24 protein-coding genes, 1 tRNA gene and 1 pseudogene are annotated in these 25,398 nt (G+C 55.2%); 16 read left to right on the top strand and 10 right to left on the bottom strand.

The window, feature by feature from the left end:
* Positions 1 to 54: 54 nt before the first annotated feature.
* Both nac and BV494_RS03310 read right to left on the bottom strand, forming a co-directional pair.
* Positions 55 to 981, bottom strand: coding sequence for a nitrogen assimilation transcriptional regulator NAC (gene nac / locus BV494_RS03315; protein WP_104921565.1), 927 nt, complete (start codon positions 979 to 981; stop codon positions 55 to 57).
* A 321-nt stretch (positions 982 to 1,302) separates the two neighbouring features.
* Positions 1,303 to 2,202 carry a GntR family transcriptional regulator gene (locus BV494_RS03310; RefSeq protein WP_104921564.1) on the bottom strand — a complete coding sequence of 300 codons (900 nt, stop codon included), beginning with the start codon at positions 2,200 to 2,202 and terminating at the stop codon, positions 1,303 to 1,305.
* Positions 2,203 to 2,394: 192 nt separating this feature from the next.
* Here BV494_RS03310 and BV494_RS03305 point away from each other — a divergent pair, with 192 nt between their 5' ends.
* The 9 genes from BV494_RS03305 (at position 2,395) to vapC (ending at position 10,101) form a co-directional block, all read left to right on the top strand.
* Positions 2,395 to 3,213, top strand: a complete 819-nt coding sequence (locus BV494_RS03305; protein ID WP_104921563.1) for an ABC transporter substrate-binding protein — start codon at positions 2,395 to 2,397, stop codon at positions 3,211 to 3,213.
* A 49-nt stretch (positions 3,214 to 3,262) separates the two neighbouring features.
* A complete protein-coding gene (locus tag BV494_RS03300) occupies positions 3,263 to 3,976 on the top strand; it encodes an amino acid ABC transporter permease (protein ID WP_101078755.1) in 714 nt (237 codons plus the stop codon).
* A 10-nt stretch (positions 3,977 to 3,986) separates the two neighbouring features.
* Entirely contained in the window at positions 3,987 to 4,730 is a 744-nt protein-coding gene (locus tag BV494_RS03295; protein WP_104921562.1) for an amino acid ABC transporter ATP-binding protein, read from the top strand.
* An 82-nt stretch (positions 4,731 to 4,812) separates the two neighbouring features.
* Positions 4,813 to 5,976: a M20 family metallopeptidase gene (locus tag BV494_RS03290; RefSeq protein WP_104921561.1), complete on the top strand. Its 1,164-nt coding sequence runs from the start codon at positions 4,813 to 4,815 to the stop codon at positions 5,974 to 5,976.
* Between the two features lie 10 nt (positions 5,977 to 5,986).
* Complete coding sequence (locus tag BV494_RS03285) at positions 5,987 to 7,084, top strand: mandelate racemase/muconate lactonizing enzyme family protein (protein ID WP_104921560.1); 1,098 nt, start codon at positions 5,987 to 5,989, stop codon at positions 7,082 to 7,084.
* Positions 7,081 to 8,271, top strand: a complete 1,191-nt coding sequence (locus BV494_RS03280; RefSeq protein ID WP_104921559.1) for a M24 family metallopeptidase — start codon at positions 7,081 to 7,083, stop codon at positions 8,269 to 8,271. Before BV494_RS03285 ends, BV494_RS03280 begins: the two co-directional genes overlap by 4 nt.
* A gap of 36 nt (positions 8,272 to 8,307) precedes the next feature.
* Entirely contained in the window at positions 8,308 to 9,228 is a 921-nt protein-coding gene (locus tag BV494_RS03275; RefSeq protein ID WP_104921558.1) for a dihydrodipicolinate synthase family protein, read from the top strand.
* 220 nt (positions 9,229 to 9,448) lie between these two features.
* Positions 9,449 to 9,682, top strand: coding sequence for a type II toxin-antitoxin system VapB family antitoxin (gene vapB, locus BV494_RS03270; protein ID WP_104921557.1), 234 nt, complete (start codon positions 9,449 to 9,451; stop codon positions 9,680 to 9,682).
* Entirely contained in the window at positions 9,682 to 10,101 is a 420-nt protein-coding gene (gene vapC, locus BV494_RS03265; protein WP_104921556.1) for a type II toxin-antitoxin system tRNA(fMet)-specific endonuclease VapC, read from the top strand. Before vapB ends, vapC begins: the two co-directional genes overlap by 1 nt.
* Here the strand turns inward: vapC and BV494_RS03260 are convergent.
* Positions 10,087 to 11,289, bottom strand: a complete 1,203-nt coding sequence (locus BV494_RS03260; protein ID WP_104921555.1) for a glutamine amidotransferase-related protein — start codon at positions 11,287 to 11,289, stop codon at positions 10,087 to 10,089. The two genes, vapC and BV494_RS03260, sit on opposite strands and share 15 nt — an antisense overlap.
* Before the next feature lie 204 nt (positions 11,290 to 11,493).
* Between BV494_RS03260 and BV494_RS03255 the strand changes: the two genes are divergently transcribed.
* Positions 11,494 to 12,702, top strand: coding sequence for a pyridoxal phosphate-dependent aminotransferase (locus tag BV494_RS03255; protein WP_104921554.1), 1,209 nt, complete (start codon positions 11,494 to 11,496; stop codon positions 12,700 to 12,702).
* Between the two features lie 150 nt (positions 12,703 to 12,852).
* Positions 12,853 to 12,928, top strand: a tRNA-Asn gene (locus BV494_RS03250).
* Positions 12,929 to 13,098: 170 nt separating this feature from the next.
* Here the strand turns inward: BV494_RS03250 and eitC are convergent.
* Genes eitC through eitA form a run of 3 tightly spaced genes read right to left on the bottom strand, consistent with a single transcriptional unit; the run spans position 13,099 to position 15,895 of the window.
* A complete protein-coding gene (gene eitC, locus BV494_RS03245; protein WP_104921553.1) occupies positions 13,099 to 13,860 on the bottom strand; it encodes a siderophore ABC transporter ATP-binding protein EitC in 762 nt (253 codons plus the stop codon).
* Complete coding sequence (locus tag BV494_RS03240) at positions 13,860 to 14,876, bottom strand: FecCD family ABC transporter permease (protein WP_439958373.1); 1,017 nt, start codon at positions 14,874 to 14,876, stop codon at positions 13,860 to 13,862. The genes eitC and BV494_RS03240 overlap by 1 nt, the downstream gene beginning before the upstream one ends.
* A 17-nt stretch (positions 14,877 to 14,893) precedes the next feature.
* Complete coding sequence (gene eitA / locus BV494_RS03235; RefSeq protein ID WP_104921551.1) at positions 14,894 to 15,895, bottom strand: siderophore ABC transporter substrate-binding protein EitA; 1,002 nt, start codon at positions 15,893 to 15,895, stop codon at positions 14,894 to 14,896.
* 51 nt (positions 15,896 to 15,946) lie between these two features.
* Here eitA and BV494_RS25695 point away from each other — a divergent pair, with 51 nt between their 5' ends.
* Both BV494_RS25695 and shiA read left to right on the top strand, forming a co-directional pair.
* The gene (locus BV494_RS25695; protein ID WP_192938063.1) at positions 15,947 to 16,093 is read left to right on the top strand and encodes a hypothetical protein; all 147 of its coding nucleotides are present in this window, start codon (positions 15,947 to 15,949) and stop codon (positions 16,091 to 16,093) included.
* Positions 16,094 to 16,275: 182 nt separating this feature from the next.
* Positions 16,276 to 17,594: pseudogene (gene shiA, locus BV494_RS03230) on the top strand (shikimate transporter).
* A gap of 79 nt (positions 17,595 to 17,673) precedes the next feature.
* On the opposite strand, the gene dhaR reads toward shiA, so the two are convergent.
* From dhaR to BV494_RS03215, 3 genes are all read right to left on the bottom strand, one after another.
* A complete protein-coding gene (dhaR, locus tag BV494_RS03225) occupies positions 17,674 to 19,602 on the bottom strand; it encodes a dihydroxyacetone kinase operon transcriptional regulator DhaR (protein WP_104921550.1) in 1,929 nt (642 codons plus the stop codon).
* 112 nt (positions 19,603 to 19,714) lie between these two features.
* Positions 19,715 to 20,812 carry a glycerol dehydrogenase gene (locus tag BV494_RS03220; protein WP_104924680.1) on the bottom strand — a complete coding sequence of 366 codons (1,098 nt, stop codon included), beginning with the start codon at positions 20,810 to 20,812 and terminating at the stop codon, positions 19,715 to 19,717.
* 182 nt (positions 20,813 to 20,994) lie between these two features.
* Positions 20,995 to 21,219, bottom strand: coding sequence for a hypothetical protein (locus tag BV494_RS03215; RefSeq protein ID WP_104921549.1), 225 nt, complete (start codon positions 21,217 to 21,219; stop codon positions 20,995 to 20,997).
* Positions 21,220 to 21,401: 182 nt separating this feature from the next.
* Here BV494_RS03215 and dhaK point away from each other — a divergent pair, with 182 nt between their 5' ends.
* The 3 genes from dhaK to dhaM are packed head-to-tail and all read left to right on the top strand — an operon-like array spanning position 21,402 to position 24,562.
* The gene (dhaK, locus tag BV494_RS03210) at positions 21,402 to 22,472 is read left to right on the top strand and encodes a dihydroxyacetone kinase subunit DhaK (protein WP_104921548.1); all 1,071 of its coding nucleotides are present in this window, start codon (positions 21,402 to 21,404) and stop codon (positions 22,470 to 22,472) included.
* Between the two features lie 10 nt (positions 22,473 to 22,482).
* Positions 22,483 to 23,112: a dihydroxyacetone kinase subunit DhaL gene (gene dhaL / locus BV494_RS03205; RefSeq protein WP_104921547.1), complete on the top strand. Its 630-nt coding sequence runs from the start codon at positions 22,483 to 22,485 to the stop codon at positions 23,110 to 23,112.
* 13 nt (positions 23,113 to 23,125) lie between these two features.
* On the top strand, positions 23,126 to 24,562 hold the full coding sequence (dhaM, locus tag BV494_RS03200; RefSeq protein WP_104921546.1) for a dihydroxyacetone kinase phosphoryl donor subunit DhaM: 1,437 nt from the start codon (positions 23,126 to 23,128) through the stop codon (positions 24,560 to 24,562).
* 95 nt (positions 24,563 to 24,657) lie between these two features.
* Here the strand turns inward: dhaM and BV494_RS03195 are convergent, their stop codons facing one another.
* Positions 24,658 to 25,266, bottom strand: coding sequence for a hypothetical protein (locus BV494_RS03195; protein WP_226790014.1), 609 nt, complete (start codon positions 25,264 to 25,266; stop codon positions 24,658 to 24,660).
* Positions 25,267 to 25,398: the final 132 nt, after the last annotated feature.

Raw genomic sequence — 25,398 nt, 5'->3', positions numbered from 1 at the left:
ATCCAGACCAGGGAAAATCAAATGGGCGATCGGTGATCGCCCATTTTTTCGTCTTCAGCTCGCCGCCAGCAACGGTTCTCGTTCCGCCGTGGCCTGTTCAAAGACCAGCGACAGCAGGATTTTCTTCACCGCCGCCGCTTCCTGCGACAGGGCCAGCGTTTCTGAAACGCACAGGGAAAGCGGTACCTGAATCGCCGGGCTGCTGATGCACGACATCCACGCTTTGGCCGGGCCAGTCATGGCGCGGGCGGCGGATTCCGGCAAAATGGTGGCACCCAGACCGCTGGCAACGGCAGCCGTCAGCGTGGCGGAAGACTCGATTTCACCGATAATACTGGCCGTCAGGCGGCGAACCGCCATCGCATCGTCAACCAGACGGCGCATAACGTTATAAGAACGCGGCATGAACAAATTGAGTTTTGCGACATCACACAGCTCAACATATTTCCCCGGATGGGGCACGGCATGTGTCCCGACCAGATACAAATCTTCTTTCATCAGCGGCTGACTGCTCAGCCCGACGTCGTTATTCGTGCCGTACAACACTGCCATATCCATACGGCCGTTAAGCACTAACTCCCCCAACGCAGTCCCGGAGTTTTCATTGAGATACAGCAAAATGCCCGGATGCTGTTTGCGCACAGCCTGCAATAACGGCAGCGCCAGCTGAGTCGCCGCGGTGCCTGGCGCAAGCCCGACGGAAACCTGCCCGCTCAGCGACTGGCCCGCGCTGTTCACCGCGCCGTGGATCTGATCGCACTGACGCAAAATCGCCTGCGCATGTGAATAAAGAATGTTCCCGGCTTCCGTGGGCGTCACGCCGCGCTTGGTGCGAATCAGCAATTGTTGCTGCAATTCCCCTTCCAGCGTCGCCAGTTGCTGGCTCAGTGCCGGTTGTGCGATATGCAGAACATCAGCGGCCTGCGTCAGGCTGCCAATATCGACGATTTTCACAAAGTATTTCAGACGTCTGAGATTCATCTCTGTCTCCATTTGGCCCGGAAAGGGAACACCCTTCGGTAATGATTAGCGTGTCTGATAAAAGCAAGATCTGCGCCAATCTCCGTGGTGCGGATGAAATAGCGGTTCACCACGCGCTAATGCCACGGAACATAAGAAAAAACGATTACTGAGGGATTGTGAGAAGGCCGGCGGGAGAAAAAACTTAAGTGAAATAAAACCGAAGGGTCGATTTCGGTGCACCAACATAACGCATTCTTATGGGCCACGTTGCAGGATTAGCCCGGTTAATACCGGCAAAAACCACCAGGAATAAACCGTGACCATTGCCGCTGCCCCGCGTCACCCCGCTTTACTGACTTTATTGAGCACCATCTGGTAAGCCGATTGCAGGTGGCTGCGCATTATTTCTGCTGCCTCCTCCATCCGCCCTTCCAGCACGGCATCGATAATAGCGACGTGTTCACCGCACCATTCGCGCACACGCTGTTTATTGGTGTAACTGCCGAACTCAAGCAGGCGTCGCAGCCGGTTTTGCTGCTGAATTGCCTGTAAAACAAAAATATTGCCGCTGAATTCCGCCAGCATTTCGTGGAACGTGGCGTCCGTTTCGAAAATCTGACGCCCATCAACGGCGAGAATATCCGGGTGGGTAATCAGGTAAATATGCTGCATCCGCAGCCGCCGCAGCGCGCTTTTATCAGCGTGAAAGCTCGCGCCCAGCATCGCGCCCGGCTCAATCATCAGGCGGAATCCGTAGCCATTGCTCAGCGCCACGTCGGTGTTGAGCGTGGGTAAAAATGACCAGCCGTGACCCTTGTTGCGGGCGATCAGGCCGTCCTCAGACAACCGCAGCAACGTGCGCGCCAGCACGCCCCGGTCGGCGTCATAGCGCTGGGCGATTTCCGTCTGCGTCAGGGAATCCGGCAATTTTCCGGCGATACGGTCTTTAACCAGCTGCTCGTACAGGTCCTGATCGCTGGTGGCCGGAATATCGAGGCTGATGCGCTGAAGCTCATCGAAGGCTTTCAGTAGGAAAAAACCCTGATTGCGCCGCGCTTCGATAATTCCCAGTTCACACAGCAATTTCAACGCGGTACGCACCGGTGTACGGGAAACGCCGAGCATATCGGCTAATTGTTGCTCCCGCAGATGGTGACCTGGCTCAAATTTTGCTTCACGTATCAGGTCAAGGATTTGGTTTGCCAGACGCCTTCCGCTGGCTGTCGTAGTTTGGGTCATGGAATAGCAACACCTGAAAGTATTTGTTGTTTAGGTTTGTACAATATCACAAGCCTTAAGGAGGGTGAAGTCTGGTTAAAAAGCCCCCAAATCGTGCAACAAATGCACCAAAAAAGAGCCTTGACTCACAGGCTTAATTGTATTTAATGAGACACAAAGAGCAATCCTGCTCATGGGAAACTGGAGTCTGTCATGTCAAAAAAAGCTTTTTTGCGCCGATATGCCGCCGTCTCTCTGGCTGCAATTTGCCTGAGTGCCCCGCTGTTCAGCCAGGCCGCCGCGCCTGCGCTGGTCACAAAAGGTCATCTGACCTACGGCACCGCCGCCACGTTTATGCCGTTTGAATTTACGAAAGACGGCAAACTGACCGGCTTCGACATCGATCTCATCACCGCCTTGTCGAAAAAGCTGGCGCTGACTCCGGAACCGATGTCGATGGAATTCAAAGGACTGATCCCCGCATTGCAGGGTAAACGTCTGGATATCATCAACTCCGCGATGTACATCAACCCGACTCGCGCTGAGCAGGTTGATTTCGTGCCTTACCTGAAAATCGGCAGCCGCGTGATTGTGGTGAAAGGCAATCCGCAAAAAATCACAGGCCGCGATTTATCCCTGTGCGGCAAAAATATCGCCGTCACGCTGGGCGGTATCGAAGAAAGTCAGGCGCGGGCGGATAACCAGAAATGTCTGGATGCCAAAAAACAGGCCATTACCGTACTGACCTTCCCGGCGGCAACCGATTCTGCGGTCGCTGTCGCGCAGAAACGCGCTGATGCCGAATTCCTCTCCACGCCGGGCGCGGTCGCGCTGCTGAGTGAAAAAGGCGACACCTTCGAAGCCGTCGGCGCGGAATTTGAAACCGACACGCACATTGGTTTTGCCGTGCGCAAAGGCGATGCTGAAATGAAATCCCTGCTGGAAAAAGGCTTACAGGACGTGGTGAAAGACGGCACATACCAGAAACTCATCACCAAATGGCAGTTCCCGGCTTCGGTTTCTGTTTTCTGATGTCGTGAAGTCCGGCCTTAAAGCGTTGCCCTGACGTTGAGGAAAGTTCATGTCGCTTGATCTTGTTTGGCAGTACCTGTTCTCACCGGCGTTCTTTCAGGGCGCATTAATGACCTTGTTGTTAACGGTGTGCTCGTTGTTCTTCGGCATTATTGCAGGGCTAATTCTGGCCCTGCTCCAGGAATCCCGCTTCCGGGCGGGTTCCGTTCTGGCGTTCTTTTATCTGTGGCTGTTTCGCGGCACACCGGTGCTGTTCCAGATTATCTTTGTCTACAACGTTCTGCCGACCTTCGGCCTGCGTTTCTCGGCATTCACCTGCGCCGTCATGGCGCTCTCCTTAAATGAAGGCGCGTACATGGCTGAAATTCTGCGCTCCGGTTTGCAGGCCGTGCGCAGCGGTCAGCGCACCGCGGGCATGGCGCTCGGCATGACCCAAAGCCAGATCATGCGCAAGATTGTGCTGCCGCAGGCCGCGCGTATCGTGCTGCCGCCGATGGGCAACCAGATGATCAGCATGCTGAAATCCAGCGCACTGGTGTCGGTGATTGCCGTGCAGGAGTTACTGCTTATCGCCAACCAGACCGCCAGCGCCAGTTTCCGGTATTTCGAAGCGCTGTGCGCCGCCGGGATTTATTACCTGGTGCTGACGTCCATTTTCATGGTCGGACAGGCCTGGCTGGAACGTTCGCTTGACCCGAAAAAGCGCAAAAAACCTGCGCTGTCTTTGACCGAACGCCTGCTGCGCAGCAGCACGCCAAACTGAGGAGAAGCCCGTGAGTAAATCCAAACCGGTTCTGGAAATCATCGGCGTCGATAAACATTTTGGCTCGCAGCACGTGCTGAAAAACTGTTCCCTGAATGTGGCACAAGGGGAAACCGTGGTGCTGATTGGCCCGTCGGGTTCGGGGAAATCCACCCTTCTGCGCTGCATTAATTTGCTGGAGCCGGTTCAGGGCGGCTCGATTTTCTTTCGCAATAAAGACATCACGCACGCCAGCGTTGAACCGCACAAACTGCGGCAGGACATCGGCATGGTGTTCCAGAACTATGAACTGTTCTCGCACCTGACGGCGGCGGAAAACATCATGCTCGCGCCGATGACCGTGCTCGGCATCAGCCGCAGCGAGGCCGAAGCGCAGGCGCTGGAACTGCTGAGCAAAGTCCGCATTCCCGACAAAGCCGATGCGTTCCCCGACGAACTTTCCGGCGGCCAGCAGCAGCGCGTGGCGATTGCGCGGGCGTTAGCCATGAAGCCAAAACTGATGCTGTTTGATGAGCCTACGTCGGCGCTGGATCCGGAGATGATCCGCGAAGTTCTCGACGTGATGGCTGACCTCAGCGCGGAAGGCATGACCAGCATTGTTGTCACGCATGAAATGGGCTTTGCGAAACGCGCGGCCAACCAAATCGTCTTTATGGAAAACGGCGAGATTATCGAAAACGCGACCGGCGAAAAATTCTTCGGCGGCGACGTCAGCCTTCGGGCGCAGCACTTCTTAGATCAGATTTTACATTGATCCTTTTCACCCGCATCACCGCCGTATTGCGCCCTCACCAGGGGCCAGTTTTGCCACAAAAACGATATTTCAGGAGACACCGATGAGCCTTTCATCGCCCGATGTCAGCAGAATGAAACGCGACCTGGCCGCTCTGGTCGCGATCAACACCGAAAACCCGCCGGGACGCGAACGTGAAGCCGCAGAACTCATCAGCCAGATGCTGGGTGAAATCGGCTTCGACATGACGCTCAGCGAATATTCGCCGGGGCGTACCAACGTCATTGGCCGTCTGGAAAACGGTGACGGCCCGTGTTTTGCGTTTAACACGCATATCGATGTGGTGCCCGCCGGAGAAGGCTGGGCGCAGGATCCGTTCACGCTGACCGAACGCGACGGCAGGTTATTTGGCCGCGGAGCCTGTGACGCCAAAGGCCCGCTTGTCGCCATGATTGAAGCCATGCGCTGGCTGGCCGCCAACCGTAACGACTGGCGTGGCACGCTGATGGCGATTTTCGTCGCCGATGAGGAAGTCGCCAGCGAGGGCGCGAAGTTTTATGTCCGCGAAGCGCCTGCGCACATTGATTACGTGGTGATTGGCGAACCGACCTCCAACACCACTTATTCCGCGCACAAAGGCAGTTTGCGCCCGCTGGTTCGCGTTCACGGTGTGACCGCGCATTCCGGCACGCCGGAGCTGGGCGAAAATGCCATTTTCCGCGCGGCGCAGTTACTCGGCCTGGTCGAAGAAACCCACGAACACAGTGTGCGCTGCCGTTGTCACCCGCTGGTCGGCAACGCCAGCCTGACCGTGACCCGCATCAGCGGCGGACACGCCGATAACGTGCTGCCGGGTGCCTGCGAATTACTGCTCGACCGCCGCATGGTGCCGGGCGAAGACGAGGACGCGGTAAAACAGGAAATTCAGGATTTACTGCAACTGGCTCACGACAAATTCGGCGTGCGCAGCGAAATCATCACCTTTAAACCGACCACCGGCGGCGCGACCGAAACCGACTCTGAAGACCCGATTGTGCTGGCGGGCGTTGAAGCCTGCGCCGCACAGGGCAACCCGGAACCCGGACCATTCGGTTTTCAGGGCGGCTGTGATCTGGTGCATTTCCGCAGTCTCGGTACCAAAGGCATCATCATCGGCCCCGGTTCGCTGGCAGTGGCCCATAAGCCTGATGAATTTATTCCGATCGACGAATTCATTGCAGGCAGCAAAATCTACTGCGACGTCGCGCTGAAAATGCTCAAACGCTGAGGAGCCGCCGGTGAAAGCCACTTTGTATCGCGCCGATTTACGCTATCCGCACCTGCAATTGCACACGGCGTCATCCGGCACCATTACCGGACTGGATACGTTGTATCTGCTGCTGGAGGAGAAAAATTTCAACGGCATCGGCGAAGTGCGCATCAACATTGCTTATCTCAACGGTTACAGCGCCGAACAGGTGTTACGCGATGTGATCCGCGCCCTGCGGCATCTGGATCTCAGCCTGTCTGCCAGCGCATTACTGATGAATCTTCCGGCGATTCTGGCCGATTTTCTGGCACCAACGCGGATGCTCATAGACATCGCGCTGCATGACCTGATTGCGCGTCAGAACGGACTCAGCGTGGCAGAACTGGCGGGCGCAGAAAACGCCGAAACGGTGAGTTATCACACCAACCAGACGCTGTTCTGGACGCCCATGAATGAAATGCTGGATCAGGCCACAGCGTATGTCGAACGGGGTTTTACGCAGCTCAAACTGCGCGTCGGCGTCGCTTCCTTTACCGAAGACGAAGCCCGGCTCAGCGCACTGCGGCGGCGTTTCGGCCATGAAATCAGTTTATCGGCGGACGCTAACGGCCAGTGGCAACCGGAAGAAGCACGCAATCATCTGCTGGCGCTGGCGAAATTTGAGATGAGCTACCTGGAACAGCCGGTTTCCGATGCCAACGCGCATTGTTATCCGGCACTCGCCGCCGCCAGCCCGGTGCCGCTGATGCTCGATGAAAGCATGAGCAGTGAGGCCGATTTAGAACGTATTTTGCAGCTCGAAGGCAAAATTATGGCGCACCTGAAACTGGTCAAAATGGGCGGCATTGCCCCTACGCTGGCGGCCGCCAAACGGCTGAGTGCCGCCGGTGTGCCGTTCATGATTGGTCAGATGAATGAAGGCGGTGCCGCGACCGCCGCAGCCCTGCACGTCGCCCGCGCCAGCCAGCCACGCTATGCCGAACTCTACGGTGCCGACGGGCTGGGTAATGATCCGGTTCACGGCCTTTCCTATATCCGGGGGATGCTCAGCAGCCCGTCCGGCGCAGGGCTGGGCATCAGCTTCACCCCTTCTCAGGCAGAATTTATTCAGGAGTTTGCACAATGAAAGCACAGTCAGTTTCCCTGCCCGACCTTGGCAGCGTCGTTCCCGGCGCAGAATCCGCGTTTCGCGAAGAAGAGTATCAGCACCGCATCGCGCGGGCGCGTCAGTTACTGGTCAAAGCCGGGCTGGACGTCATGGTCATCACCGGCCCGGAAAACATCTTTTATCTGACCGGCCAGCAGACGCCGGGCTATTACACCTTCCAGACGCTGGTGTTGCCGGTGGAAGGCGATCCGGTGTTTGTTATCCGCCAGCTGGAATATTTCAACTTCATCTCCAACACCTTTATCCGCGACGCGGCAATTTACACCGACGGCGATAATCCGGTGAATTTCCTGCTCGGCGTGCTGAAATCGCGGGGCTGGATGAAGAGCCGGATTGGCATCGACAAACGCGGCTGGTTCCTGCCGATTGCGGTTTATGAAGCTTTGCAGGCTGAGATCGGCACAATCCATGACGCCGCGGGCGTTATTGAGCAACTGCGTGCGGTGAAATCCGCCGCCGAGCTGGAAAAAATGGCGTATGCCGCCCGTTACGTTGACGCCGGAATGCTCGCCGGACGCGCCGCCATTGCCGCCGGAGCCACCGAAAACGATCTGGTTTCGGCCATGATGGGCGCGGCAATTGCCGCCGGTTCCGAATACATGGGCATGGAACCGCTGGTTTCCACCGGCCCGCGCACTGGCGTACCGCACGGCACCTGGCGTCGTCGTAAGATCCTCGACAACGACCCGATTTTCCTCGAAATGGCCGCTACACACGACCGCTATCATGCGGCACTGATGCGTTCCGCGTGGCTCGGCAAACCACCGGCCGTCGCACTGGAAATGGAGAAAGTGTGTCAGGAAGCGCTGCAAGCCGCACTCGACGTCATCCGTCCGGGTGCCACCTGCGAAGCGCCACATCTGGCCTGTCAGGCCGTGATTGACCGCGCCGGATACACCGATAATTTCAAAAAACGCACCGGTTATTCCATCGGCATTTCGTTCGCCCCTGACTGGGGCGAAGGCGCAATTCTCAGCCTTTACAGCGGCATCACCACCGAATTACAGCCGGGCATGACTTTCCACATTCCGCCTGCGCTGCGCATTTACGGCGAATTTACCGTGGGCGTCAGCGAAACGATTGTCGTGACCGAAACCGGTTATCGCGCGCTGGGCACGGTTGACCGCCCGTTGTATTTACTCTGATTTTGCCCATCGCTTCGTTTTACAGGAATTAAATAAATGAAAGACATCAGTGAAAGTCAGGCCCGTCTGAAAGGTATTTTTAACATCACCGTGACGCCGTTTACCGCCAGTGGTGAATTCGATTTCGCCGGAATATCGCGCAATATCGAACGCGTTATCGGGCTGGGTTATGACGGCATTTTGGTCGGCGGCACCTACGGCGAATTCCCGGCGATGACCGCTGACGAACGCGCGAATCTTTTCCGCCACGTAATGGAAGTGGTGGGCGATCGCGTGCCGGTCATGCTTTGCAGCGCCGGTTCCGACGCCCGCGTGGTGCGCGATTTAACACAACTGGCGGGCGACCTTGGCGGCCTGCCGATGGTGACGCCGCCGTTTGTTTCCGAAGTGACCGACGCGCAAATCATCAGCTTCTTCAAACAGATGGCACCGCTATCACGCACCGGAATTCTGGTGTACAACGCGCCGGGTATTGGCATCACGTTGCCGCCGGTGGTTCTGGAACAACTGGCTGATATCGACGGCGTTGTCGGCATCAAACAGGGCGATTTAAACCCGACGGCGATCGACCAGATTGCCAACCGTCTGGGCGGACGCCTGCGTCTTTTCTGCGCTTCAGATCTGGCATTTTTAGGCCCGATGATGTGCGGTTTCGACGGCATCAGCACCACCAACAGCGGCGCGTTGCCGGAGATCATTCTGGCGACGTACCGGGCGCTGGAAAGCGGCGATGCAAATACTGCCCGCGAACTTCACCACCTGTGGTATCCGTACCGTGCCCTCGCCCGCCGTTATGGCCAGCCGCAACTGGTGAAAGCGGCCATGAACCTGCGCGGCTTCGACGGTCACCACGTTCGCGCGCCGCTGATTGATCTGGAACCTGAGATTATTAATCTGGTCGGGCAGGAATTGCAGCGTCTGGCGGCAGACCCGCGTTCCGGCGTCACCCTGAAGTAACCCTCGTTTTCCACGAGTCCCCGTAAATATTGCGGGGATTTTCTTTTGTTGCAGCCTTTTCTCCGAGCCATCGCGCAAAATCCAACATTCGCTGATTTCTTCCGTTGTCTTTCAGATCCGACGTATATACCTTTGCACTATATTTTTCAGGCGCGTAGACTTTAGCCAGAATTTGCCGGGCTATTGGTCGGGCTAACGTCACGTAACTGGAGAAAGCACCATGTCAAAAGGGTCAGTTTTTTTAAATAACCGGACGCAAAGCGTCCGTATTCCGGCGGAATGCCGTTTTCCTGATGAGGTAAAGACTGTGACGATAAGAAAAGTAGGAAATTCGCTGGTGCTCACACCCGCCGAAAGCACATGGGATAATTTCTTCCACAGCGAGCTAAGCGTTTCCGCTGATTTCATGGAAGAACGTGGCTCACAACACCAGACGGATCGGGATACGTTTTAATGCTGACTTACCTGCTGGATACCAATATTGTTATTTATATCCTGAAGCGGCGTCCGATGAGCGTGCTGGCGAAGTTCAATCAGCACGCCGATCACATGGCGATCTCCATGGTGACGTATGCGGAGTTACTGCATGGCGTAGAAAAAAGCGCCAGCCCGCAAAAAAACAGGCAGGTGATTGAGGATTTCGTCTCACATTTGCGCATTATCGATTACGACCAGAAAGCTGCCGCGCACTACGGGCATATCCGCGCCATGCTGGAAAAAAGCGGCAGCCCGGTCGGCGTAAACGACATGCATATCGCCGCACAGGCCCGCAGCGCAGGTATGGTCATGGTGACCAACAACCTGAGAGAGTTCTCACGCATCGACGGACTGCTCATGGAGAACTGGGCTGGCCCCGTGCTAACCGCGCTTTAACCCGGCGGCTTTCAAAAATGCCGTCAGTAAGGGGTGCGGCTTTATGCGCAACGACGACAGCTCCGGATGCCCCTGAACGCCCAGATAAAAAGGATGTCTTGGGAATTCAATGCCGTCTGCAATCTGCCCGGTAATATCGGTTCCGCTGATGCGCAGCCCGTAGGCTTCCAGACCGACTTTCAGCGCAGGTTCAAGATGAAAACGGTGGTTATAGCGCACGGTAAAGGTTTCGCCCAGGATCTCGCGCAATTTGCTGTCCGGTTGCGTCAGCATCGTATGATTGCCCAGCCGGTGAACAGGGAACGCCGGGGTATTGCTCAGCGGCACAAAGGTTTTAATCGCAGCGTCCGGATCCGCTTCAGCAAGATTAGCCTTTGAGGAACCCACCATTTTCTGCACGATTGCCGTGGTCATGGTCTGCATGCCGAGACACAATCCGAGGATCGGAATATTGCGGTTCAGCGCGTAATGCGCAGCGCTGATTTGCCCGCTGACGTTACACATCGCCGCCCCGCCCGGCAGCAAAATACCGTCCACGCTCTCCATCACTTCGTGGAGATGATCTTCCAGCGCCATGGGCGCGGCGTAAACGATATCCAGAGAAAGCATTAGCGCATCTGCCGCATCACCCAGCGCCGCCAGCGTTGCCGGATAAACGCTGCACTGATCGGACTGCGCCCCAACCAGCGCAATACGCAGCGGCGTGCGGGTTTGCGGCGGTGTATTTTTGCTTATCCAGCGTCCGTAGTGATCGCGCCACCAGCAGCCGAGTGATTCATCTTCCATGCCGTGGCGGCTGAACGCATAGCCCTGATTCGAGCGTTCAACGTTGATCAGTTCATAATCGAACGTACTTTCACGCACACGCCGTGCAATTTGCGGGAACTGAACGATCTGCATCGGCCCGAGCGGGATGATGACATCTTGCGTGCCGTAAGTTTCCAGCAGCTGATCCAGTTCCATCACTTTACCGGCGCTCTGCGGATTGAGGCGCTCGGTCCATAACAACCCGCTGGTCATCAGTTGCCCTTCCCCGATGACGTGCTGGCAGGCATCGGGATACCGCGCGACGTCCCAGCTCACCGGCAGATGCGCCAGCGGTAAGTTTTTTTGTGCAGCCAGTATTGCCGCCATCGCTCCGTACAAAGAAGGCTCCGGCGAGTCATGCGCTACAAAAATAAAAGCCATAAGAGAACCTTGAAAAATAAAAGGAAAGTTCAGGTAATCCGCTGACCCCAGAGTCAGTTTTGGGATTGCCGTACCATTTCCACCGGCAAAAAAGCGGCTCTGTACGAAGAAATTATGAGCATCGCAAAAAGAAGAATGATAAGTTTAAATTGATTTTAATGATTCACATAATACAATTTTGTTATTGTTCAAACAGGGGAAATAATGTCTGCTGACTTTCTTGCACCTCGTTTACGGCGTGTGCGCCCTTCGCCGACAGCGGCGATTTCCGATCAGGTTCGCTCGCTGAGTGCGGCGGGCATGGATGTCATTAATCTTGGTGAAGGCGAACTGGATTTCGATACTCCGGCACATATTAAACAAGCCGGTATCAACGCGATTGTACAAGGTGACACAAAATACACGGCTGTCGCCGGTACCGCCGCGCTCAAACAGGCCATCATTACTAAGTTTAATCGCGAAAATCAGATAGGCTACCGCGCGGACGAAGTGATTGCAGGCAGTGGTGCCAAGCAGTTGATCTTCAATGCCCTTTTAGCCACAGTTTCTTCAGGTGACGAAGTCATCATTCCAGCGCCGTATTGGGTGTCTTACCCCGATATGGTGGCGCTGGCAGAGGGTGAACCGGTCATTGTGCCTTGCCACGAGAAGCATGGCTGGAAATTACAGCCGGAGGATCTGGCAGCAGCCATCACGACGAAAACCCGCTGGGTTATCCTTAACTCCCCAAACAACCCGACCGGTGCGGTGTATTCCGCCGCTGAATTACGCGCGCTGGCCGCGGTATTGCGGGATCACCCGCACGTACTGGTGATGGCCGACGACATTTATGAGCAGATTTGCTTTGAACCGGGCATCTTTGCCACCCTGGCGGACGTTGAGCCGCGCCTGAAAGACCGCATTCTGACCGTCAACGGCGTCTCAAAAGGCTATTCAATGACCGGCTGGCGTCTCGGCTACGCAGGCGGCCCGGCGTGGCTGATTTCGGCGATGCAAATTCTGCAATCCCAGAGCACCTCCAATCCGAGCTCTATTTCTCAGGCCGCGACGGTCGCCGCACTGGAACAGGGCAGCGATTTCATCAGCGGCTGGATAGAAATCCTGCAACGACGCCGTTCGGTGATGATGAATTGCGTGAATGCCATCGACGGCCTGAGCGCTGATACACCACCGGGCGCGTTTTATGTCTTCGCGAATTGTCAGGGAATGCTGGGGAAAACAACGGCTTCAGGTGAAATTCTCCGGACAGACGAAGATTTTGCCGCTTACCTGCTGAAATCCGCCCATGTCGCCACGCTTCAGGGCTCTGCTTTTGGCGCATCAGGCTATCTGCGCATCGCCTATGCCATTGACGACAGCCGCCTGCAGGAAGCCTGCGAGCGGATCACCCGCGCCTGCGCTGAACTGCGCTAACATCAAAAAGGCCCGTTTATGAGTAAAAACAGGCCTTTTTGACTCTATTCTCAACAACTTGCCTAAAGTATCAGCAAACGCACACATTTATGCAGTTTCCCCTTTGACATGCCCACGGCCAGTCGCTATTATTCGCCCCGTTCACACGATTCCTCTGTAGTTCAGTCGGTAGAACGGCGGACTGTTAATCCGTATGTCACTGGTTCGAGTCCAGTCAGAGGAGCCAAATTAGAAACGCCCGCTTAAGGAAACTTAAGCGGGCGTTTTGCTATGTGGAAAAACGCCCTGTCAGCCGCCATCGTATAGCGTTTCGCGATAGGAATTGCTCAGTAAAACAGGCGGCCAGAGCTGAGTGCCTGACCGCCTCATGGGCAAAAGCAGGGTCATACCCTTGCCTTACGCAATGTAATGGATATGTTTTTTCCCGTGATAGGGCGAAATTTCAATCTTCGTTTCCACCCTGAACACATCCCACAGCAGCGACTCTGTGAGAATTTCCTGCGGGGTCCCCGAGGCGACGATCTGCCCCTCCTGCATCACAATCAGCGCATCGCAAAACATGGACGCATGGTTGAGGTCATGAATCGCCACAATACTGGTCACGGGCAGTTCGCTCACGAGTTTCATCAGCTGTATCTGGTGATGGATATCCAGATGGTTGGTCGGCTCATCCAGCAGGATCTCCGTTGGCGACTGTGCGAGCGCGCGGGCAATGTGAACACGCTGGCGTTCGCCACCCGATAAACTCAGCCACCCCTGATCGCGTTTGCCCAGCATATCTACGCGCCGGAGTGCGTCAGTGACGGTCTCGTCATCTTGCGTGCTCCAGTTAGAAAACGCAGAGTGATGGGGAATGCGCCCCAGTTTGACCACGTCGGCAACGCGCATATTGGCCTCGGTCATGCCGTGCTGCTCCACAAATGCCACCCGGAGTGCCCGCTGTTTTTTCGCCATCCGGGCGATATCTTGCCCGTCCAGCGTAACCGTCCCTGAATGCGGGCGTCGCAACCCTGCGAGGATCCGCAACAATGAAGACTTCCCGCAGCCATTGGGGCCAAGGAGTCCGACGGTTTCTCCACGCGTAGCGCTCAGCGAGACGTCGTTGACGATGGTTTTTTTGCCTACCCTCCAGGTAATATTTTCCGCGGCAATACTCATCACTTATTCCTTGAGCGGTAGATAATAATGGCAAAGAACGGCACGCCAACCAGCGCGGTGACGACGCCAACCGGCAGACTTTGCGGGGCGATCAATAAACGTGACGCGATATCGGCCAGCACCATCAAAATGGCACCTGCCAGTGCGCTGGCGATAAGTAACCTGCGATGCAACGGCCCAAAGAAGAAGCGCATGATATGCGGAACCACCAACCCCACAAAGCCGATAGAGCCTGCCATGCTGACAATAGTGGCCGTGATCAGCGCGGTGGTCGTGAACAGGATCAGACGAACCCAGGGAACCGCGATGCCCAGAGAAGCGGCTGCATCATCACCAAAAGTAAAAGCATCCAGGGCTCTGGAATAATAAAGACAGACGGCAAGCCCCGCCAGCACGACGATCAGGACAAGTTGAAACTCAGGCCATCTCACACCGCTGAAACTGCCCAGTAACCAGAACATCACGTCACGCGCCTGCTGAGCACTGGCGGATGTACTGATGGTGTAAGCGGTAATCGCGTTGAAGAGCTGAGACGCGGCTACCCCCGCCAGAATGGTGCGTTCATTGCCGCCTCGTGCGCCATTGGTCAAAAAGGCGACAAATGCGAAGGCCGCAAATGCCCCCGCAAATGCCCCGGCGGAGAGCGACACGGCTCCGGTTCCGATGCCCAGGACAACCACGGAGACCGCGCCCGTTGAAGCGCCCGCAGAAACGCCGAGCACGTAAGGTTCTGCCAGCGCATTCTTGAGCAAGCTTTGCAGTACCGCGCCGCAGATCGCCAGACCCGCACCGCAGCAGGCCGCAACAAGCGCACGGCTCAGGCGAAAGTCCCAAATCACACTTTCGTAAATGCGGCTGAGGGGCACCTCTGTCAGTCCGAGTTTATTGCTTATGGCGTAAAACACACTGCGCAGCGGGATTGAAAGCTCACCCACGCTGACGCCTGTTGCGATCACCAGAAATAACAACACCACTGAAAAAACAGTCGACGCACCCAGCAAAAACGTCTGTTTCATCGGTTGTGCCACAACGGTCATTTATCGAGTCCCAAATTTTTGAGCTGTTCGCCGACTTGTTCAGCACCATAGATTGTGCGAATGGTAGGGTTCATTGCCTGACCGTCCATCACGACGATGTGACCTTTTTTCACCGCATCTAGCTGACTCACAGCCGGATCGCTTTTGAGGAATTTAATTTTTTCTTGCGCGTTATCAAGCGCCCAGCGATTGCGGTCAAGGCTTGAAACAACGATCACGTCAGGGTTTGCGGCGATGATGCTTTCCCAACCCACGGTCGGCCACTCTGTTTCTGACGTGATAGCGTTATGACCGCCTAAAACATTCGCGATAAAACCGGACGCGCTGTTCTTGCCGCCGACGTAGGCGTCAGAGGAAGGGGAAGCGCTGGAGAACCAGAAAACAAACGACAGGTCTTTTTTGTTTTTTCCGAATGTCTGGCGAAGATCGGCTTCGCGTTTTTTGAAATCAGCAATTAAGGTCTGGCCGCGATCTTCGACGTTGAAGATTTTGGCGAAGTCTTCAATTTCTTTATAAAGGAATGTCATGTCCCAGAGTTTTTGGCGACTCCCGTACATATCGCCAATATCTTTTTTGGTGGCGCACATCCCCGGAGACATATAGCTATTGACGCCCACGGTGGCGAGATCATCGCGCTTGGCGACTTTACTTTCCGGGCCAAGCAGCAAAGGCAATTGTGCAGGAACAAAATCAGGGTTTTGGGCAAGGATAGATTCAAGCGTCGGAATTTCAACCGTCAGCGTTTTGATTTTTTTATTCTGTTCAGCGAGTTGCGGCAACACTTTGGTCGGCCAAAACGCACTGGCCACTATCTTATCCTGCAACCCTAACAGCAGCAGAATTTCAACGGTATTTTGTCCCAGAGCGACGACACGCTCAGGGGCTTGGGTAAACGTCTCTTTATATCCACAGTTCTCAATGGTCAGGGGATACGTGGTGCCCCAGGCAGAACTGACGGAAGCGAATACCATTCCCAGTGCGCAGATGACTTTTTTCATTTTATAGGGCTCTTTATCTGAATGAATTTTGAATGCGAAAAGGCAATGATAATGAAAATCATTTATTATGCGATAGAAATTTACGGCTTAACCTGCGGAAAACACGCAGGAATTACGCATGAACATTATGGATTTATCGGCAAAAAGCGTAGCCGAGGTCGCGAGGCAACGTTGAGCAAGGAGCCGGCCACCGGATAATTATCTGCGCATCCGCATTCCCTGAGTTTAATCCCCCTTTCATACCCGCTGTTTTTGCAAAAGCGTTTTCACCCGGCGGTTGACCCTGTAGTCTCGACACCGGCTTTGATTTTGTTGCAGACCCTGCGATAACTTTTTGCCTATTTTAATAACGAGAAATATAAGGAATGGTCAGAACAGCTATGGACTCCACGCTCATTACCCCCGCCCCGATGAGGAGATACCTTCTTTTAACCGCGCACGCCGGGCTGCCTGGGGCAGTTTCGCCGGTGCAGTGGTAGATTGGTTCGATTTTTTACTCTACGGCATTACCGCAGCACTGGTATTTAACAGTGAATTCTTTCCGCAGGTTGACCCGGCAATGGGAACGCTTGCCGCGTTTGCCACCTTTGGCGTTGGCTTTTTATTCCGCCCGCTCGGCGGCATCGTTTTCGGCCATTTCGGCGACCGCTTAGGCCGCAAACGAATGCTGATGATGACCGTCTGGATCATGGGCATCGCCACGGCGTGCATCGGTATTCTGCCGTCATATTCTGCGATTGGCTGGTGGGCACCCGCGTTACTGGTGACTTTACGTGCCATTCAGGGGTTTGCCGTTGGCGGCGAATGGGGCGGCGCGGCGCTGCTGGCCGTGGAAAGTGCGCCCTCCGGCAAGAAAGCGTTTTACAGCAGCGGGATCCAGATGGGATATGGCGTTGGCCTGTTGCTGTCTACCGGGCTGGTGTCACTCATCAGCAGTCTGACCACCAACGAACAGTTCCTGAGCTGGGGCTGGCGTTTGCCGTTCCTGTTCAGCATCGTGCTGGTGCTGGGCGCGCTTTGGGTGCGAAACGGCATGGAAGAATCGGTTGAGTTCGAACGTGCTCAGGCTGAACAACCGAAACAGACCAAAAAGCGTCTGCCGGTGTTCGAAGCCCTGGCACGTCACCCTGGCGCATTTTTGAAAATCATTCTCCTGCGCCTGTGCGAACTGCTGACGATGTACATCGTCACGGCGTTTGCCCTTAACTACTCGACACATAATCTGGGGATGTCGCGTGAGCTGTTTCTGAATATCGGGCTGCTGATCGGCGGCGTGAGTTGCCTGACCATTCCGATGTTCGCCTGGATGGCCGATCGTTTCGGGCGTCGCCGTATCTACATTACCGGCGCATTCGTCGGCGCGCTGAGCGCATTCCCGTTCTTTATGGCGCTGGATGCCCGCTCCATTATCGGCGTGGTGATCTTCTCGCTGCTGCTGGCGAATATCGCCCACGACATGGTGGTCTGCGTGCAACAGCCGATGTTTACGGAAATGTTTGGAGCCGGTTATCGCTACAGTGGCGCGGGCGTGGGGTATCAGGTTGCCAGCGTGGTAGGCGGCGGTTTTACCCCGTTTATTGCAGCCGCGTTGCTGACGTTCTCCGGCGGTGAATGGCATTACGTGGCGCTTTACCTGATGGCAGGCTGCCTGCTTTCCGCACTGACGGCGATCTTTATGAAGACGCCGGAGCAGACGTAAATTTCAGTATTGCTGCTAAAAATGCCCGCTTAACTGTCCTTAAGCGGGCATTTTGCTTTCGGGAATGTCTCAGCCAGCATCAGTTGGAATGGCTGCGTTTAAACTGACTGGCATCAATCTCGTATTGTTTCATTTTGCGCCACAACGTCGTTCGCCCGATGTTGAGCAGTTGAGACATTTCCCTCACCCGTCCACTGGTGACGCGGGCGGCGTGGATAATGGCCTCTTTCTCGATGGAAGAAAACGTCAGGCTGGCAGGCATCAGCGTTGACGGGTTATCGCCCACAGGACGTTCAGAAAATAAGTATTCCGGCAAATGGCTCAGGCGGATACGGCCATTTTCACTGCTGATGGCGATGTTTTCGATGACGCTGTTCAGCTCAAAATCATTGCCCGGCCAGGAATAGGCCACCAGCTGCGCCAGCGCGTCGTCGTCAAGTTTCAGTTTTGACGTGAAGCGTTTCTCCAGACCGTGCAGCCGGTTATGCACCAGCGACGGAATACTGCTGCGCCGCGCCCGCAGCGGCGGGATAACAATTTCGAACGAATGCAGCGCGTAATAAAGCTGACGGCTGAAACGGTTCTGTTCGACCAGCGCGGACAGATCGACCGTGGTGGTGGCAATCACCTTGACGTTCACCGGGATCAGCCGCCGCGCATCCAGCCGCGTCAGAACGCCCTGCTTGATCACCTGCAACAACCCCGACTGCAACTCAGGTGCCAGATATTCTATTTTTTCCAGAAATAACGTGCCGCCGTTGGCCAGTTCCAGACGGCTGAGTCGCCCTTTTGCATCATCGGTGGGCGCATTACCCATGAAATCCTGCCCCAGCGCGCTGTCGGCATAAAGCTGACAGTTCACCGCAATGTAAGGGCCTTCGGCACATTCGCTTTCATTGTGAATAGCCTGACTGAGCAACTCTTTGCCTACACCCTCTTCACCGCATAACAGCACCGGAAAGCTGCCCCGCGCCGCCTGTCGCCCGAAATGAATTAACCGGCGCGACTCCTGATCGTCGGCGGACATCTGCCCGAACGTGTGGCTGACCTTGCCGAGCTGGCTGGTCATCAGCTGACGCATTTGTTCTACCGGATGCAGCAGCATAATAAAGCTGATGCCTTGCTCTTCGACGATGGGCTTAAGGGTAATCACGGCGTCGATAAACTGATGCTGGCTCTCAAACGTCACTTCGGTATGGTTCAGCCCGCGCCCATGTTTGATGGCGCGGCGCAACAACGCGGGCAGCGTCACCAGTTCGCTGAGATTTTTCCCCTGACTGACCTGCGCATCCAGATGCAATAGCGTCGCGGCCTGCACATTCAGAAACTGCAAAACGCCCTGCTCGTTCCACGCCATCACGCCGTCATCCATGCTTTCCAGCAGGCCGTACATCTGATTAAGATGCCGGTTGGATTCCGCCAGCAGGCTGTCGGTGATGAGCGAATTGCCCACCTCGCGCGCGACGGCCAGCGTCAGGGACAAATCAGACGTCGCCTGCTGCTCATTCAGGCAGCAAAGGGAAATCGAACCCGAAAGCCGCCCGTGATTATCAAACACCGGCGTTGAGCTGAATGACCACGGATGCAGCGCCTGTTTAAAATGCTGCGCGCCGCTGGTTTTGACCGGCTGCCCGAGCAGCGACGCCAGCGATAACGCGCAGCTTCCGATAATACTTTCGGCGCAATAACTGCCCGCCACAAAACCTAAATCTGCCAGCTGCGCCAGCGTGTGCGGGTCGCCGCAGCAGCAAAGGACACAGGCCGATTCATCCAGAATGAGCAGCGCGCAGGGGCGGTTTTCCATGTATTCCCACGCATCTTCCAGCGCCGCCTGCCCGATGGTCAGCAGCGTGGTTTTGCGGCGGCAAATCGATTCAAACGTCAGCCCCTGTGCCTGATGCGGCGGCTGCCAGGTTTCGCGCTGCATAAAACGGTCACAGCGTTGCCATGACCGCGCGATAAGCGAAGACACTTCTTCTTTTCCCACATCCTGTTCCCGGCTTGTCATAACCTTTTCCGTTTATGTGTCATAAAAAACCCCTCTGATCTGCATTTGTCACAGAGTCAGAGGGGAAACGTTATGCCGCAGATGAACGGTCAGATCAGTTTTGCGCGGCGATTCAGCGCGCCAGCCACTGCTGCCCCAATTTATCTGCCGTCACGATGGCGGCGTAAACGCTGTCTGGCGAAACCGGGAAAGGCATGTTGTGAATGGTTTCCCCTTCCGCACAGGTCGCCTGCGCCACCGCCATAATCTTCGCTTCAATGTCCTCTTTGACGCCCATTTCGCCCAGCGTCACCGGCAGCCCGACCTTGTGGCAAAAACCGAGCACGGTTTCGATTTCTTCCATCGGGCTGTTTTGCAGCACCAGTTGTGACAGCGTGCCAAACGCCACTTTTTCGCCGTGATACAAATGATGGCACTCTTCCAGAATCGTGAATCCGTTATGGATCGCATGTGCGGCGGCCAGCCCGCTGCTTTCAAAACCAATCCCGCTGAGATAGGTATTGGCCTCAACGATGCGTTCGAGAGCGTCGGTAACCACATTGGCCTCACAGGCCAGACGCGCTTTTTCACCTTCCGCCAGCAGCGTATCGAAACACAAACGCGCCAGGCTGAGCGCCGCCACGGTAGATTGCCCGCCCGCCATACTGGTGGCGCGGGAGTCATAACAGGCTTTGGCTTCAAACCAGGTTGAGAGCGCATCACCCATCCCGGCGACCAGCAAACGCACCGGCGCTTTCGCGATAATCGTGGTATCCATCACCACCATGTCCGGGTTTTTCGGGTAAACCAGATACTCTTCAAACTCGCCCGCTTCGGTATAAATCACGGACAACGCGCTGGTCGGCGCATCCGTTGAGGCAATCGTCGGCACCACAATCACCGGTAATTTCTGGTAGTAGCCGATGGCTTTTGCCGTATCCAGCGTTTTGCCGCCGCCGATACCGACCACGCCCTGACATCCTTTTTGTTTCAGGATGACAATCAGACGGTTAATTTCGGCATGGCTGCATTCGCCCTTAAAGCGCTCCGCGTGGCAGCTGACGCCGAAATCGTGCAGGCCATTAATCACTTTGTCCCCGGCGAGCTTCATCACGAAGTCGTCGGCAATCACGAAATAGCTCTCCGCCAGATTTTTAGCGTATTGCCCGAATGACGCAGACGCGTCAGCACCCTGAAGATATTTGGCCGGAGATTGAATCACTTTCAGCATTGTTTTCGCCCTCAGATAGTCCATGTTTGCAGAATGTCGCCGGGTCACGTTCTCTCTGCTTTCAATAGCCTGCGGAGCGAAATGTTGTCCCGACGTGATGCAATCACTGTAGGGCGCGCGAGGCATAAAAAAATCTTTCGCGTTTTTGTTCTGATTTGAAACCTTCTGAAAAACAATACGTTTCATAATGAAACGTAAAACCACAAAAAAACTGTGGATTGCGATCGCTGTCCGTCGTTTTCGTCAAAATCATTCACCACGGCGGATGAACGAAACAGCCTGACATGCTGAAAATCGCAGGGCAGACGCAAAAAACTTTCTGTCGCGGTTCTATCTTTGCCGCGAAAGCCCGCCGGAAAAGAGCGCTGCGTCCCAGTTTTCGTTTTTCCCTTTCCAAAACGTTCCATTTAGAAACAAAAAAACCTGATTCATGTTCCGTATTGGAACCCATTTTTCCGAAATTCTTTTTACGGCTAACTCATCCAGAATCACTCTATCGGCCAGGTGACAATGACCGGTAACCCTACGCACGATGACTGCCACCGCCCATAAGGGGCAGCATCAGATAACCTCCGACGGAGTACGCATAATGAAAAAGCTCATTAACCGTGTAGAAGATGTGCTGAGTGAACAATTGAGCGGGCTGGCAAAGGCTCACCCGGAACTGACACTTCACCAGGATCCTGTTTATGTCACCCGCGCCGATGCGCCCGTGGCCGGAAAAGTGGCGCTGCTTTCCGGCGGCGGCAGCGGGCATGAGCCTATGCACTGCGGATTTATTGGTCAGGGGATGTTGTCCGGCGCGTGTCCGGGGGAAATCTTCACCTCGCCGACGCCCGACAAAATGTTCGAATGCGCGATGCATATCGACGGCGGAGAAGGCGTTCTGCTGATCATTAAAAACTACACCGGCGACATTCTTAATTTCGAAACCGCCGCAGAACTGCTGCACGAAAGCGGCGTAAAAGTGTCGACCATCGTGGTGGACGATGACGTGGCGGTTAAAGACAGCCTGTATACCGCCGGACGGCGCGGCGTGGCGAATACCGTACTTATCGAAAAACTGGTGGGTGCCGCCGCTGAACGCGGTGATTCGCTGGACGCCTGCGCTGAACTGGGGCGAAAACTCAATAACCTCGGCCATTCCATCGGCATCGCCCTCGGCGCATGTACTGTACCTGCGGCCGGACAACCCTCTTTCACGCTCAAAGAAGACGAAATGGAGTTCGGCGTTGGCATTCACGGCGAACCGGGCATTGACCGCCGCCGCTTCAGTTCGCTCGATCAGACCGTCGATGAAATGTTCGATACGCTGCTGGAAAACGGCACCTACAGCCGCACGCTGCGCCAGTGGGATACCGCGCAGGGCAACTGGCAGGATGTCCAGCAAGGTAAACAGGCGCTGGGCAACGGAGACCGCGTGATTGCGCTGGTCAATAATCTGGGTGCCACCCCGCTATCTGAACTTTATGGCGTTTATCACCGCCTGGAACAACGCTGCCAGCAGACCGGCATCACCATCGAACGCAACCTGGTTGGCACCTACTGCACCTCTCTGGATATGTCAGGGTTTTCCATCACGCTGCTGAAAGTCGATAACGACACGCTGGCGCTCTGGGATGCACCGGTACATACCCCCGGCCTGAACTGGGGACAATAAGGAAAAAAACATGTCACTGAACAGAACACAAATCGTCAACTGGCTCTACCGCTGCGGCGATATTTTCACGAAGGAAAGTGATTTTCTGACCGGGCTGGATAAAGAAATCGGCGACGCCGATCACGGCATGAATATGCACCGGGGTTTCAGCAAAGTGGTGGAGAAACTGCCGTCTATTGCGGACAAAGACATTGGTTTTATCCTCAAAAACACCGGTATGACGCTGCTTTCCAACGTCGGTGGTGCCAGCGGCCCGCTGCTCGGGACGTTCTTTATCCGCGCCGCAACGGTCACTCAGGCGCATCAGAGCCTGACGCTGGAAGAGTTGTGCGAGATGATCCGCGAAGGTGCGGAAGGCGTGCTCAGCCGCGGCAAAGCCGAGCCCGGCGATAAAACCATGTGCGACGTCTGGCTGCCGGTGGTGGATTCACTGCGTCAGTCGAGCGAACAGCATTTGTCCGTCACTGCCGCGCTGGATGCCGCCAGTGAACGGGCCGAAGCCGCCGCCCGTGCCACCATCACCATGCAGGCGCGCAAAGGTCGCGCCAGCTATCTCGGTGAGCGCAGCATCGGCCATCAGGATCCGGGCGCAACCTCGGTGATGTTTATGATTCAGATGCTGGCAGCCGCAGCCAAATAGTAAGGATAACGCGATGGTAAACCTGGTGATCGTTTCTCATAGTGCCCAGTTAGGCAATGGTGTCGCAGAACTGGCCCGGCAGATGCTGTCCGGCGATGGCTGCAAGCTGGCCATCGCTGCGGGCATTGACGATGTGGATAATCCGATTGGCACGGACCCGATAAAAGTGATGGAAGCCATTGAGTCCGTCGCCGATACCGACCATGTGCTGGTGATGATGGACATTGGCAGTGCGCTGCTCAGTGCCGAAACCGCGCTGGATTTGCTGGATCCGGCGATTGCCGCCAAAGTCCGGCTATGCGCCGCGCCGCTGGTCGAAGGCACGCTGGCGGCTACGGTCAGCGCGGCCAACGGAGACGGTATCGACAAAGTGATTAACGATGCGATGAATGCGCTTGAGGCAAAACGCGTTCAGCTGGGTTTACCACCGCAAGCGCCGCCATCGCCGGTTGTTGCCGCTTTTGCCGACGATCGCGACGCACTGTCTGTGACAGTCGTTATCCGGAATCCAAACGGTCTGCATGTGCGCCCCGCCTCGCGTCTGGTTTCCGCACTTTCCGGCTTTGATGCCGAACTGGTTTTGGAAAAAGCCGGAAAGCGGGCGACGCCGGACAACATCAACCAGATCGCGCTGTTGCAGGTGCGTTGCAATGACACACTGAAATTGCTGGCACGTGGCCCGCAGGCAGACGCCGCGCTGGCGGCCTTCACGGCGCTGGCCGCCGAAGATTTTGGCGAAAGCACGGAGATAGCGAAAGCAGAAAATCCCGCCCCAGCGCCCCTTGCCCGCGTGGAAGGCAGCGCCGTGTTGTGGGATTTACCGCATCAATTGCCCGGTCTGCAACCTTGCGCGGACGTCTTGCAGGAACAGCGGAATTTAATGCGCGCCATCGAACTGACGCTTGACGATCTGAACGCGCTTACCGTATTGGCCGAAGAGAAATACTCCGCCGATATTGCCGCCATTTTTTCCGGCCACCATATGTTGCTTGATGATGCAGATTTGTATGAAGAGGCGTGCCGGATCATCAGCGAGAAATATTGCAGCGCCTCCTGGGCGTGGGATTCCGTGATGACGGATCTCAGCAAACAATATCGTCAGCTCAACGACACCTATCTGCAGGCGCGTTATATCGATATCGACGATCTGCGAAACCGCACACTGGCGCATCTGTCGGGCAATGCCGTCTCACAACCGGCGATCAGCTGGCCTGCCATAGTTATCGCCGACGACATTTTCCCTTCGACGGTATTGCAGCTCGATGCGCAGCAGATTAAAGGCATTTGCCTGCGTGCAGGAAGTGACGTTTCTCACAGCGCAATTATTGCCCGCGAGGCCGGCATTGCGTTTCTCTGCCAGCAATATGATGCACTTAAAAACATTATTCCCGGTGACGGGCTGACGCTTGATATGACACAAAAACGCGTTATCCGCCCGCAGGCTGTGTAAGCATCATCGGAAACCATCGCACAATACCCGCCGGGAAACGGGCGGTTATTGTGCGCGGATAACTAACAATCAAAATTATTCATGTAGCAAAAGTATTAAATAACGGCTGTGCCTTTTGTAAACCAGGGTTGTTGTCCGGCGCAGTTTTTAATATTCAAAATGTCCACATGCTTAAGCTGTTCCCTACCTGTACTATCTTTAACAATCTGATAAACCCTCAGATATTTCCCTGTTTCGGGATCCTGATTATGAAAATCCACCGTTGCATAATAGAAAGCGCCAGGCTGAGGCTTGAAAGCAATGATGCTCTCCGAGACAGCAATTTTAGGCGCAAAGAAATTCTTAGCGCCAGTTTTCCCGGTATACAGCACTCTTATCGCGAGGTTGTCATTGGCGCTAACCCAAAATTCCTGACTCCCTTTTCTCATGCCTTCGGCTTCAGGAATGCCTATTTTTTTGCTCTCAGATAACCCACTATTCTCAAAAATACTTCGCGGTACAAAACCATTATTCTTCGAATATAAATCAACGCAGTCTTTAGTCTCCGGATAAACCCTGACCTGACTGTAATCGATATTAAATGCAATTCCCGCTTTTTTATCCCCGGTATAATCCGTTAAGTTCTTATTGTAGTCATGTACTGTAGAAAGTGTTGAGCAGCCTGCTAATAACAAAACCCCGACAATTCCCATAAAACGTTTCAATCGAAATACTCCTGTTTGAACTTAAATTTGTCTTTTATTTTTCATCATCTGTTTTCCTCTGCTGGGAAGTAAGATAATGCTATGCGTATCATAATATGGCAGTCAGGAAGATCCAGTAAGGCCTTGATGAAC

It is taken from the genome of Rahnella sikkimica (genome assembly GCF_002951615.1).
In the GTDB taxonomy this organism is placed as follows: Bacteria; Pseudomonadota; Gammaproteobacteria; order Enterobacterales; family Enterobacteriaceae; genus Rahnella; species Rahnella sikkimica.
Note: the sequence above shows the minus strand (reverse complement) of the source record. Positions and strands in the feature narration are given on the sequence as shown.